Source organism: Laribacter hongkongensis DSM 14985 (genome assembly GCF_000423285.1).
GTDB lineage: Bacteria > Pseudomonadota > Gammaproteobacteria > Burkholderiales > Aquaspirillaceae > Laribacter > Laribacter hongkongensis.
This window is the reverse complement of the sequence record NZ_AUHR01000026.1, coordinates 1-12281: the sequence shown is the minus strand read 5'-3', so window position 1 is coordinate 12281 and position 12281 is coordinate 1. Positions and strand designations below refer to the sequence as shown.

Sequence of the window (12281 nt, the reverse complement as noted above, 5' to 3'; positions counted from 1 at the left end):
CGTCCGGACGCGGCGGACAGCCGCGCTTGGACTGGTGTCAATAACTGTACGGTCCCGAAAAAGCTGCTCAGGAGCAGCCGCGGCAAGGGTCAGGATGGTCCGTAGCAGGCGGTACCGGCCCACCAGATCGTGCGGGACGTGAAGCTCACGGCCGGCAGGCCGGGCAGGAAAAGGATTTCACAGGGAGTACGGACATGAAACGAAGGATGGTCAGGTTCGTGACCGTGGCCAGATTCTGCAGCCTGACGGGCTACACCTAGGCAGCTGTCTGGTCAAAACGGAAACGGGCTCGTTCTGGTGATGGTGACCATGACTGGCGTGATGGTTTGATCTGCATACCTGCACCAGACGGGCGGGTTCTAATCGACTTGGAGGCATATGACGTATGGGCAGGTCGGCAATCGTTGACTACACGGGGATCAGACCGGTATCAGAGTCCAGCATTGAAATTGCATTCACATTCGCCGGCGAGCGGTGCCGGGAACGGATCAAGCTCAAGCCCACCCCCGCTAATCTGAAGCGTGCGGCCCAGCACCGAGCCGCCATTCTGGCTGCGATCGAAAACGGTACGTTCGTTTACGCAGTGACCTTCCCCCACTCCAAAAAGGCCGTTCTGGCCAAGCGGACTCCAGTCGCCAAGTATGGCAAGACGCTGGATGCATGGATGTCTGAATGGCTGAAGCGCTGCGAGCGATACCTGAAATCCAGCACCCTGCACGACTACAAGACCATCGCCTGGCGACAACTGTCGCCGGTATTCGGCAATCACCAGATCGGTGACATCAAGCGGTCAGACATCCGGGCCTGGTGCGATGGGCTGACATGCAGCAACAAGCGCATTGCCAACATCCTGTCGGTATTCCGGGCCTCACTGACTGCGGCCATGGATGATGAGCTGATCGACACCAATCCCCTGTCAGGCTGGACCTACCGTCGTCGGGAAGAGGTCAAGGAAGATGATATCGATCCGTTTACCCCTGACGAGCAGACCGCCATTCTGGAGGCTCTGCCAGAAGCCGGATGCAACATGATCCGGTTTGCGTTTTGGAGCGGGTTACGTACTTCCGAGCTTGTCGCGCTCGAGTGGAAAGACATCGACTGGGTTGGGGGCAAGGTTTCGATCAGCAAGGCACTGACGCAGCGCGCAACCAAAGCCGAAACCCCGAAAACACGCGCCTCTCGCCGTTTCGTGACACTGCTGCAGCCTGCACTGGAAGCCCTGATGGCCCAGAAGGCAGTCACGTTTTTCAGCGAGCATGGCCGGGTGTGGATTGATCCGCGAACGGGAGAGCCCTGGACTGGAGACCAGGCCATCCGCAAGACCTTGTGGACGCCAGCGCTCAGACGGGCCGGTGTGCGTTATCGCCGCCCATACCAGACCCGCCACACCTTTGCCTCCATGATGCTCTCGGCCGGAGAGTCACCGGTATGGGTGGCCAACCAGATGGGGCATGCATCATGGACGATGATTGCTAGGGTGTACGGGCGGTGGATACCGAACGGTGATAACGGCGATGGACAGAAGGCTGTCAAAGCGTTTTCGGGGCAGGACGCAGACAAAAAAAGCTGGCAAAAAAGCTGGCATGAGGTACTCAAAATAGCCAGTTTTTTGCCAGTTTTTAGAAAAACCAAACCGATAAGTGATTGATTTTTAAAGTGTTGGGTCGGCGTCAATCACAAAACAGCCTGAAAGCAGCGCCAATACTTAATTATTCCGATATGAAAATTGCTATATACCAACAAAAATACCAACACACATGCCACGCTGCCCCTGTTTTCTGCCCACATGTTCATTTGATTGGTACACACAATGGGAGTTGAAACCCGCCGTTATCGATGGCCTCTCTGGCACTGGTCTAGCTTGTCGGCGCCAGTTGGTTCAACCTGATTGCCTACTCATCCGGGAGCACCGGAAATGTGCCACCGGGTTACCTGCCAAAGCGGCCATTCATGGGATTGTTTTCGAAATCTGCCCATCCTGCTCGTGGCTTCGGCCTGCATACGGGATTTTCCCGCATCTACACGCCGGGCCAAATGTGGGGAAATCCCGCATTTGAGCATGTGGTGAAGCGAGTAAGCCGCATTCTATGGAGCCGCTGATTCGGTGCCTCAGATCGAGGCTCATCGGGAATACCGGTTTGGGTCGGCATTGCATCCGCCAGAACATCCAGTCAAGACCGTGATTATTCAGGTGTTTTTATTTTTCGTCTGAACAAAAATCACAGAGCGGCCTCACATCAGTAACGGGCTGGGCGATGGTGAACCAAAAAATTACCCCTGTAGAAGGTTAGGTTTTCTCAGGTTCCCGGCGTCGATTACGGTTACAGCAACGTGAGTTTTTGTGAGTGGTTGCCGGCACGATTTCAGCGACGGCAACATGAGTTTTTGTAAGTAGTGCTCGCGTTGATTGCAGTGGCGGCAATATGGTTTTTGGCAGCATTTATCCATCGGTCGGCTGCTGGCGTAGCGCGGCATGGCTTTTGTTCCTTGTTCACGAGGAACCTGGTACCGCGAACGCGTCACTCCAATCACCTTGGCTCTGCCTTCATTCCCTGATGTGAGGCGTTTACCGGTGAACGTCGTGCAGCGAATCGCCATCTCCTCTTTTGGGGGAGGGGCGAACTGCCACCATCCCCCAATCCACAATACCTGTTTGCCCAATCCGATACCTGTCTAGGCCAGCTCGCATTACAAGGCCACGACCTGGTGAGGTCAGCGGTTACGGGCATGTCAGTAATGCAGGTTTCCGAGGTGTTTTACAAAGGCATGCCAGATCATGCTTAACGAGCGAATACTCATCCCTTGGGAGCAAGGGGTAACGGAGTGTTCCTGGTTGCTGTTCGTTGGCAGCAGGAGAGAATATTTCATGATGACTTCTTTCCAGTAGGGAGCAGCGTACGGTTCACGCGGCATAAACATCCTTGTGAAGAATGGATACGGCGCACGAAGACACAAAACGTAGCTGGCTTTCCTTGCAGAAGGAAAAGAGTCCGGGAGTTTCTGGTCTGGAGCGCGCCGCCTTGCAGTTACTTGCAAGACGGCACGCCAAAAGGCATGGCGTAGGCAGTCTTGCGAGCGTCAGGGTCGGCTACAACTGCTACTGTCCATAGCGATGCCTTTATGTGATTGAAGTTCTGGTAATACTAGTTTGCCCATTTGGAAATACCAAGAACGTAGCATGTCATTCATGTCTTGTTCCGAACCATGTCATGCAGCCAGAGCTGGTTACATGATCCTGCTGCTGGCGCTAGACGGCCTTCCAGTCTGCGATGGTCTGGGCACGTCGCTTGTACTGGCAAATGGCCGCAATGGTCGACTTGGGCACCTCGAATTTGAGCGCCAGCCACCCATATGATTTGCCATCGCGCTCGCGCAGGATGCGGACCAGCTCCACGTCTGCATCGGTCAGAACGGCATTGTGGTGGTGCTGGCCAATCCGATAGCCCTTTTCGTTCACGGGAACCTGCTTTCTCATGCGTGTGGCCGTCACCAGTTGGGGCCACCATGATGTGTAGAGGCTCGCCATCCTTGCGTACGGCAGGGGGCTGGCCAGGCTGCCCCGTTGCGTACCGCGCAACCCCCATTGCGCGTTACCCCTGTCCGTTACCCCTGTCCGTTACCCGGACTACCCCGTTCGGTATTACCGAACCCCCGTTCGCTTTCACGGGGCGGGCTGTGAAGATGCCCTCAATTGAACTTATGGCTTGCTCGTCGAAGGATGGCCGGATACAGCCTCATCCATGGGGTGTTTTCAAAATGGGTCGGGTCTGCACGCTCAACCACTTCAAAGATGCCGTGTGCTGCCATTCAAGATGTCCATGGCGGCCTGTCTCTGTAGACCGTTGTGACAAAAGGCGTTGAGCCACACGATTCAAGTTCCTGTGTACACAGGATCCAGTTATCGCCAGCCGGTACCGTGGGCCAAATACGGGGAAATCCCGCATTTGAGCATGTGGCGAAGTGAGCGCACCGCACTTCATGGAGCCGCTAATTCGGTGCCTCAGATCGAGTCCCATCGGGAACCCCGGTTTGTGGCATCCATCGTGGCCACCATGCTGGCCAGCTCCTTTGGCTTTTGTGGGGTACAGCTCCGAACGGTGAGCGGCACACGGTAACGCCTTGATCTGGCAGCAAAGCTCAAAATTGAGCCATCCAACCGCTAAGCCCTTGTTTCCCCACGTTGGCCGAAAAGTTGGCTGACCAAGCTCCAAGTCATTGTTTCCACGGCAAAGCGCAAAATTGTGCCCTGCAACTCCCTGATTCTGTTTAATTCCGGCAGAGAACCGGAATTGACCGGATGCAGCCATGTACCGGCGCTGATTCAGCCAAATACCCGGAGTCACGGGGGATTTGACGGTTTCCGGGCACCGCTCCCCCGTTTGGGGGGAGCGAACGCTTTCCGGTTTTGGTGTTCGTAGGCCGGAGGGGCTTTCCCCCGGAATCGGGGGGAAGGGTTATCAATGGTGCCCGGATTGTGGATGCCATGATTCAGGGCATGAACGGTGGTCCGGGCAAGGCATCTGGCCAGTGTTAAAGCGTTAACAGCCTTTAACATCCTGCACGATATTCAAATCAACCCGGAACCCGCGCCAGACAAGGGTTTTAGTCCTGTTTGACGGGTGCGGCCATTTGATTTTTTTCTGGACAGGGGATTTTTTCTACGCGTGGGGGAACGTGCGGTCTAGAGGCCGGGTGACTCTAGGGTTTTGACCGCCCCCTCCTTGCCATCAATAGCCAGGTCGAACCGTTCCTGCCAGGCGATAGGACTTTACGACCCGTCGCCCCCGTGCCGCTGTTCTATCGACCATCCCAGTTTGCACAAAGCCGATTTTCCTCAGCCTGACCATGGTGGCTGACAGCTCGTTCAGCTCACGATAGCCAGGGAGGTATTGCTGTATCTGGCTCAGGGTAAGCTCGCGTCCTGCATCGGATAGGAGCATCACAACCTCTCCTGCCAGTCCTTTGGGGATCATTGCCTCGGCTTTTGCCATGTCCTGTTGCTTCCCTTCCTTTTTTCAGGTGTCAGTTTTGTCAGTTCTGGCCGGTGTGCAGTGCGCCAGCACCAGCATACAGGTCGCATTTTTTTACCATCGCAAGCACACAATAGAGACAGGACCCGCCCGCAACACCCGCAAACCCGCAACTCGGGCCTGAAATCCGCGCCAGTCAAGGCTTTCAACCATGTGTTGCGGGAGTTGCGGGTACTTTTCCTATACAGGGAGTTTTTCCCCGTTCTCGTCCCCGGCTGGCGTGGCATACATATGGTAAACACGCCCGACATTTTTCCCGGCCCGGCGTGTCCACTCGTTGTCAAATCGCTTGAGCCTTCCCGCCCGGTGCAGGTGTGTCCGGAACATATAGAGAGGCCGGATCATAGGGGGCATAAATAAAAACCCCGGCACAAGCCGGGGAGAGTTTGGCAGATTGATCCATCTGCTATTCATGCCGGATTTCGATTTTTTCATAATCCTTGTATTTGTAGACAAGCATCGAGATCAGCCACGAAGCGATGAACACGGCAATGATGATGTAGCCCAATGTGCCAAAGTTGTCATTCAGGCTGTTGATGGTGTCCCAGATGCCTCCGGACAATCCGAATTGATCCGAGAGGAGGCCGAGGGTTTCGATTGCGCCAATCACGATGGCAACCAGCGATGAAACAAACGTGATGCTCAGGTTGTAGTAAATCTTCCGTATGGGTTGCATGCGGGCCCATCCATACGCCCCAAGCATCAGGTGTCCATCCAGTGTGTCCACCAGTGACATGCCGGCCACAAACAGCATGGGGAATACCATGATGCTCCAGATCGGGAATCCCTGGTTGGCTTGGCTAGCGGAAATGCCCAGTAATCCGACCTCACTGGCTGTATCGAAACCCAAGCCGAATAGAAAACCAAGAGGCAGCATGTGCCAGCTCTGGCTGACAAGCCTGAATGCAGGTCTGAATATTCTGGCCAGGAATCCCCGACTGGTCAGTAGCATGTCAAAATCATCGTCCTTGTAGATGCCGCCATTTTTTACATTTACCCATGATTTGTAAATGGATGAAAAAATGACTAGATTCATGATGGCAATCAGGAACAGGAAAGAGGCTGAAACAGTCGTGCCAATGATCCCGCCCGCTTCTTTCATCCAGTCAAAATTTTTGGCAATTTCGGCTGTTGTAATGGCAATGAGAGCCGAAGCAAGGATGACGACCAAAGAGTGGCCGACTGAAAAAAAGAATCCGACAGCAACCGGTTTTTTATTCTGTTGCATCATTTTGCGGGTCACATTGTCGATGGCGGCAATGTGGTCGGCATCAACTGCATGTCTCAAGCCGAAGCCATATGCCAGCAGCGCGGTGCCTAGCAGGACCGGATGGTGCCTGAAGGCGATGAGCACATATCCCCAGGCACCAATATTCAGGACAAACAAAATCAGATAAATACCGATTAACCGCTGCTTGAATGACCGGCCTGAATCGTTAGCGATGTTGACCATTTCTCTTAGCATGGGGGTGTTCCTAAATGAGAGTGGAAGCTCACTCTCATTGGGTATAGCGAGGTAGTTCCACCAATCAAGATGTCATTAGACTTTTGTTTGCTTCAGTGTGGTGCCAAATGCATTAATGGCTGAGAGGTTACCCGAGCAGCCGATGTGACACCCTGATGAGTGAAGGGTGTCATGGTGCCGATGGAGCCCCTATGAATACACAAAACAGTGGTGGCACAGGTGGCACGGTGGCACAAACCCCGCAAACCCGCGCCAGACAAGGGTTTCGCTGTGCCACATCGGTGCCACTTTGACAGGTGGACCGGTGGCACAGGGCGCAAGACCGGCAAGGTTGTGCCACCTTGATTCGAGCCAGTGGCACAGCGGTGGCACAAGCAAACCCGCTACAGACAAGGCTTTCAGAGAGTTGTGCCACTGTGCCACCTGTTACACCTGCTTTTATCGCGCATGAAGCGTTACTGGTTTTTCAGTCCGTCATGCTGGCGCTCCAGTGCGGTGAAGCAGTAAAAGCGCCTCGGGGCGTTGTAGTCTGGCGTGCGGTGGTTTCCGGTGGCCTTGCCGTCCTTGCCGCGCTTCAACATCCCCGCCTTGTCGGCTACTGCCGCTGCTGCCTTGGGATCAAACCCGGCAGCAATCTCGTTGACGAACACGGACGGAAACACCAGCCATTGCAGTTCGCCCGCTAGGCGGCGGAAGTAGCCCGCACAGTCCCGCATGGCAGGCTCACTATCGCTGCTGGCGCCGTCCCAGTTGATGAACCGGCCCCGTGCATGCAGGGCAAACCAGCCTTCCATCTGCTCAAGAATCTGCACGTCCTCGCGGTTGCCCAGCCCGTAGCGGTCCAGCCATTCGGCCATGCAGCCGGTGACCGCTGATTTCCCTTCACCGGCCTCCCAGCCGGTCAGCCCGGCATCCGTGGCCAGTTCCAGTGCTTCACCGATCAGGGCAAAGCGGGAAGCTACCCGGCGCACCTGCCCGCTGGCTTCGGGCGGCAGCAGGGTCCGCATGTCGTGGATGGCGTGGCGCAGGCGGGCGGCGACTTCGTCGCGGCGTTCGGCCACCCGTTCGACAAAGGCCCGCCCCACGGTGCCGTGATGCTCGCGGGCTGATTGTTCCAGCCTCTCGGCCAGTTCCCCGGCGCTGGCGCAGCCGTTGAGCGTGTCGAACGCGCCCAGCCCCTTGCCGGCATCAGCGGGCAGGCTGGCCAGCCGCACTTCCTGCCCGGCATGGGTGCGTTGCCCGCCCGATGCCATGAACCCGGCCAGATCGGATTCCCCGGTGGACAGCACCAGCACCCGCCAGCGGGACTGTTCGCGGTTGCCGCCGTCCTTCGCGCCCTGCATCTTGCCCACGCCGTTGAACAGCCGGTAAGCCGCCATGCCGATGGCGCGGGGGTCGCCTTGTCCGACTTCATCCAGCAGCATCAGGCCGTCATTGCGGGCAGCGGCAGCATTGGCGAGCGCCAGCGCGGTGGCATCCCAGTTGAGCATCTGCCCGCCGGGTTCGCCCCACACGCTGGCCCCGGCCTTGGCGCTGGTGGTCTTGCCGCAGCCGGACGGCCCGAACAGGTGGATGCCGCCTGACTCCAGCCCGGCCAGTTCCAGCAACGGCGCGGCGAGGGCGGTGCCGATAGCGAGCATGACGCGGCTGTTGCCCCGTGCCAGCCTTGCCACCGTGTCGCGCCAGCCCGACAGGCTGCCGTGTGCCTGGTAGGCACTGGCATGGCTGCGGTCGCCGGTATAGAACAGCGGCGGTTCGGCATGACCCAGCACCTCGCCGGAGGGCAGCACATACGCCCCGTTGCGCCAGCCGCCCCGTTCGGTGACGTGGTGCAGGTCCTGGCGGCCTTCCAGTTGCAGGTACAGCGACAGTTGCTCCTGTGCCGTCCGCTTGCTGGACACCGCCAGCCCACCGGCCCGCAGGCGTGACCAGCCTTCGCGTTCCCCGATGCTGGCGCAGGCAATGGCCTCCCGGTGTTCGGCATGGTCGGCCCGGCTGTGCCAGCGGGCAATCCGGTAGGCGTGGCCGTTGTCATCCACCCCGCAGCCGACCAGCTCCAGACGGCCGCACAGCCACAGCGGGACGCGTTCATGCACCTTGCCGGTATCGGGATCAATCCGGCCGTCGATGTACCACAGGCCATCGTCCCGCAGCTCCCAGCGCGGCAGCCTGGGCAATGGTGGCAGCGTGGCCGCATCCTTGAGCGATTGCAGGTCACTGGTGCCCATGGATGAGCCCCCCGATGGCCAGTTCCCGAGCCTGTTCGCCGTTTTGCAGGGCTTCCCCTGCGGCGCTTTCGCTTGGCCGGGTAATCGGCCCGAGCAGGGGCGGGGCCAGATTCAGGGCGGCGACCGCCCCGGCAATCGTCCGGATGTCGTGTATGGAAAGGTCCGTCCACTGGCGATCCAGCAGCCGTTCCAGCTCGATGGCCAACTGATGCGAAGCAATGGCCTGTCCGCTGTCGGCCATGGTGTCCAGTATCCAGCCCACGGCTTCCCCGGCATTCCTGACGCAGGCGTTCATGCCGTTCCCCTTTCCTGTTCGTGTTGCAGTGCCAGCAAGGCTTCGATCAGCTCTGGCAAGCGGTCCGGCGGCAGGGTGATGCCCTTTCTGGTCGGGCGGAATCCTTCGCCGTCGCCAAAGTCCGTGTGCTGCCTCAGATCGATGTAGTCGTGGCCCCGGAAGGTCTTGCGCTCGATGCGGATGCAGTCGAGGTCGCTCTTGTCGATGGTGTGGATGCTCATGCTTCACCCCCTTCGCTCGTGTTCAGTACGTCGCACCAGTCCATGCCGGGCCGGGACGGTAGCAGGACGCGCACCTGTCGCCCCTCGCCATGCAGGCGGGCCGCCAGCCGGTGGGCGGCTTTCTGGCCAGTGCCGCTGGCGTCGTGGTCGCCGAATATCCAGACGCTTTGCACGTCATCCGGCAGCCGGACGCTTTCCATCCCGTTGGCCGATACGCCTGCCCATGTCGGGATGCCCGATACCTGCCAGCAGGCCAGCGCGGTTTCGATGCCCTCGGCCAGCCCCAGCCGTCCGTTGTCGGTGGCGGCCAGCCGGATGGCTGCCCCGGTCGTGGTGCCCGGTGTGACGCTGACCAGCTTTCTGGCGGGCAGGCATTCGCCGGTTTCCGGATCGACCAGCCGGGCCTTGCCGACTGGCCCGGTGCTGCCATCCAGCCAGGTGCGATGCAGCCCGACAATCTCCCCGGCCTTGTCGCGCACCAGCCCCAGCAGGGCAGGCAGGCGACACAGGACAAACGGCTTGCCGTCACGGTCAGTCCAGTACGGCAGGGCCGGATGGCATCGCAGGTCGTCGGGGGCGTGTTCCAGCGCCAGCCCGCGCCCGGTCAGATAGCGTGATGCCGGACAGGTGCCGGTCAGCGGCAAGGCTTCGCCCCACTGGCGCAGGATGGACGGCAGGCGGCTGACGGGCGGGCGTGAAGGCGCTACGGGGCGCGTTGCCGGTGGTGGACAGGGCGATGCCCCGGTGATGCCCAGCACCCCCGCCACCAACCCCAGCGCCTCGGCAAAACCGCAGTCGAACACATGGCGAACCAGCGCCAGCCCGTCCCCGGCCAGCGGGTCGGCCCCGCCACCAGAACAGAGCCAGGTTCCCCGGCCCTCGCGGTCATCAAAGCGGAACCGGTCACGTCCGCCACAGCCCGGACACGGGCCGTGCTGGCGCCGCAAATGGCGGTCAGCGATCCCCAGCCGGGTCAGGATGCCCGGCCACTGGTGGCGGGCTGCTTCCCTGACTGTGCTGGCTTCAAGGCGCAAGCCGTCCCGCGCCCCATCGTGTGGATGGTTCGTTGTCATGACGTGGGCCTCTCAGGGGTTCAGGTTGTGCCGGGTTCTGGCGATGCAGATTTCTTCAAGCCAGTTCGTCAGCTCGAATGCCAGCGACGAGAGCATGGACACCAGGTAGCCGGTATCCCCGACCGTGCCCGGGTCGATCCCGATGTTCTCGTGGTCAACCGCCGCGACCAGTGCGCCGACTACTGCCGTACCGGCAAGGCATTCACGCTGAAACTCGACAATCCGGCCTTCCAGTTCGTCAAGGTCCGCGCATTGACCGGCCCGGAAGTCAGCCATGCCGCGCAGGACGGGGACGACTGATGACAGGTTGCTCATGACCGTGACTCCTGCCGGAGGGTTGCGGCAATCCGGTCATGCGCCCACAGGCGGCATCTGGCCGACTCGATGGCCTCGACCGCATGGCCTTGCACGTTGGCTAGCAGCGAAATCAGGCAACCGGCCTGAAACAGCGTGTCCTCGGTATCCCCGATGAGCCTGCCGTCATGGTGTCTCAGCAGATGGCCCAGTGCCTGCATGCCGAATGTGCAATCGTCCAGCACCTGTTCTGCATGGCCCAGCGCAAGGTCTGCATCCTTGCGGCTGATGGCCGGGACATGGCAGCCGGCAGCCTTGTTGAATTCGCAGCCTTCATGCATGGCTGCATGGGCGACGGCCAGGGCATGAAACGGGTTGTCGGTCGGGGTGATGCCAAGTGTCGCAACGGTACTCATGACAGCACCTCCACATCGAAGCCACGGGAGGCGGCAGTCATACGTACCGAACAGCGGCGATCCTGTGCAATCAGGTCGGCAGCCATGCGGCGGGCCTCGGCCAGATCAGCAGCAGGGCGGATGATGGAAACAGCGGGAGAGCGGGAAAGCAGGGCGCGGAAAGCGCGCAGGGCAAAGCTAGGCATGGTGGCCTCCAAGATGGGTATTAAACCCACCATCCCGACGCCAATCGGGGTGGCAGGCACGTAGCAGGGTTGGCGTACCGGCATCTTGGAAACCGGCGCGTGCAAGCACGCCCCCGCTACGGCCCACCATGGAAACCATGGACGCACCAATAGCGTAGGTAACGGACGCAAAAAATGCCGCAAAGTGGCGGCTGTCCGCCAAGATGTTCGGGACGCCAATCCCGGTGCCGCTATTGAACGGCACGGGTAAATGGTGCCGCGCTGTATCGAGGGCGTCAATCAGAAAATACGCAAGGCTGTATCCATCCAGACACGCACGTTGCGCTGCGCCATCAAGTGACAGACGGTAGCCGTTTTGAGGTCGTGAAGGATTTTCCAGTTGCCTACTCTGTGAGTGGGAAAGGCGGCGATCATCCTCTTTTCCCTGTCGTTTCCCCTTATTTGCAGACATTTGACCACCACTGCCATGGTGGTCATTTTTTTGCCTGCTGACGGGATAGGCAGTTTTCCATCTACCGTGTATCGATGCAGGTTGATATGCCATGCCGTGCTTCACATGCTGAAGTCGTGTCCATGCACATGATTGAAGTGTCCCGACCGGGCTTCTGGTCAAGCATGGCTCCTTAATGCCTCCGGATGCTTGGGGGCGTTTTTTTGGCTCGCCGGGCTGCTGGTAACCAGACAATCCCGCTACCAATTCGTGCCAGGTATTCATGCTGCCAGCCTCCCGTTGACGACCGGCCCGAACAGGCGAGCGAAGTCAGTCACGCGCCGTTCTGCCTCGCGGTAGGCTGCCTTGTGGCTGCCGCCTTCTGCCAGCGTGTCGATGATGGCCGCACTCACTAGCTGATACGCTGTGCTGACGGCGTTCTGCATGGAAGGTGACAGGTTGGCCCGTTGTCCCTTCTCAAGGCCGAACGCCCGGTTTATCAGTTTCTCGACGTTGGAGTGGAATACCTGTTCCGGTGCTTCGCTGCCGAGCTTTCTGGCCGTATCTGCCATGTTGCGGGCGGCATCATGGGCTAGGTGGTAGAACGGCAGGTATTGGTTATGGCGGGCGTCCTGATGCTTGCG

At 59.2% G+C, this 12281-nt stretch carries 12 protein-coding genes; 1 reads left to right on the top strand and 11 read right to left on the bottom strand.

The genetic code is table 11. From position 1 onward, the window contains the following. The first annotated feature begins 385 nt into the window (after positions 1–385). On the top strand, positions 386–1648 hold the full coding sequence (locus tag G542_RS0113645) for an Arm DNA-binding domain-containing protein (RefSeq protein WP_027824395.1): 1263 nt from the start codon (positions 386–388) through the stop codon (positions 1646–1648). A gap of 1599 nt (positions 1649–3247) precedes the next feature. Here G542_RS0113645 and G542_RS0113635 read toward each other — a convergent pair. The 11 genes from G542_RS0113635 to G542_RS18860 all read right to left on the bottom strand — a co-directional run. Continuing rightward, positions 3248–3475 carry a hypothetical protein gene (locus G542_RS0113635; RefSeq protein WP_027824394.1) on the bottom strand — a complete coding sequence of 76 codons (228 nt, stop codon included), beginning with the start codon at positions 3473–3475 and terminating at the stop codon, positions 3248–3250. A gap of 1961 nt (positions 3476–5436) precedes the next feature. After that, positions 5437–6495 (bottom strand): HoxN/HupN/NixA family nickel/cobalt transporter, encoded by a 1059-nt coding sequence (locus tag G542_RS0113630; protein ID WP_027824393.1) that lies wholly within the window; start codon positions 6493–6495, stop codon positions 5437–5439. A 455-nt stretch (positions 6496–6950) separates the two neighbouring features. Continuing rightward, positions 6951–8723, bottom strand: a complete 1773-nt coding sequence (locus tag G542_RS17055) for a DUF927 domain-containing protein (protein ID WP_051190076.1) — start codon at positions 8721–8723, stop codon at positions 6951–6953. Beyond that, positions 8710–9018: a hypothetical protein gene (locus G542_RS0113620; RefSeq protein WP_027824392.1), complete on the bottom strand. Its 309-nt coding sequence runs from the start codon at positions 9016–9018 to the stop codon at positions 8710–8712. Before G542_RS0113620 ends, G542_RS17055 begins: the two co-directional genes overlap by 14 nt. Continuing rightward, entirely contained in the window at positions 9015–9239 is a 225-nt protein-coding gene (locus G542_RS17050) for a transcriptional coactivator p15/PC4 family protein (protein WP_051190075.1), read from the bottom strand. The genes G542_RS0113620 and G542_RS17050 overlap by 4 nt, the downstream gene beginning before the upstream one ends. Further along, on the bottom strand, positions 9236–10312 hold the full coding sequence (locus G542_RS0113610; RefSeq protein WP_081666845.1) for a DUF7146 domain-containing protein: 1077 nt from the start codon (positions 10310–10312) through the stop codon (positions 9236–9238). The genes G542_RS17050 and G542_RS0113610 overlap by 4 nt, the downstream gene beginning before the upstream one ends. Before the next feature lie 12 nt (positions 10313–10324). Continuing rightward, complete coding sequence (locus G542_RS0113605; RefSeq protein WP_027824390.1) at positions 10325–10627, bottom strand: hypothetical protein; 303 nt, start codon at positions 10625–10627, stop codon at positions 10325–10327. Beyond that, positions 10624–11022: a hypothetical protein gene (locus G542_RS0113600; RefSeq protein ID WP_027824389.1), complete on the bottom strand. Its 399-nt coding sequence runs from the start codon at positions 11020–11022 to the stop codon at positions 10624–10626. Before G542_RS0113600 ends, G542_RS0113605 begins: the two co-directional genes overlap by 4 nt. Continuing rightward, entirely contained in the window at positions 11019–11207 is a 189-nt protein-coding gene (locus tag G542_RS0113595) for a hypothetical protein (protein ID WP_027824388.1), read from the bottom strand. Before G542_RS0113595 ends, G542_RS0113600 begins: the two co-directional genes overlap by 4 nt. Next, complete coding sequence (locus G542_RS18630; RefSeq protein WP_155826696.1) at positions 11200–11922, bottom strand: hypothetical protein; 723 nt, start codon at positions 11920–11922, stop codon at positions 11200–11202. Before G542_RS18630 ends, G542_RS0113595 begins: the two co-directional genes overlap by 8 nt. Further along, the coding region (locus G542_RS18860; RefSeq protein ID WP_027824387.1) for a hypothetical protein at positions 11919–12281 on the bottom strand (363 nt) is incomplete at its 5' end. The genes G542_RS18860 and G542_RS18630, both read right to left, overlap by 4 nt.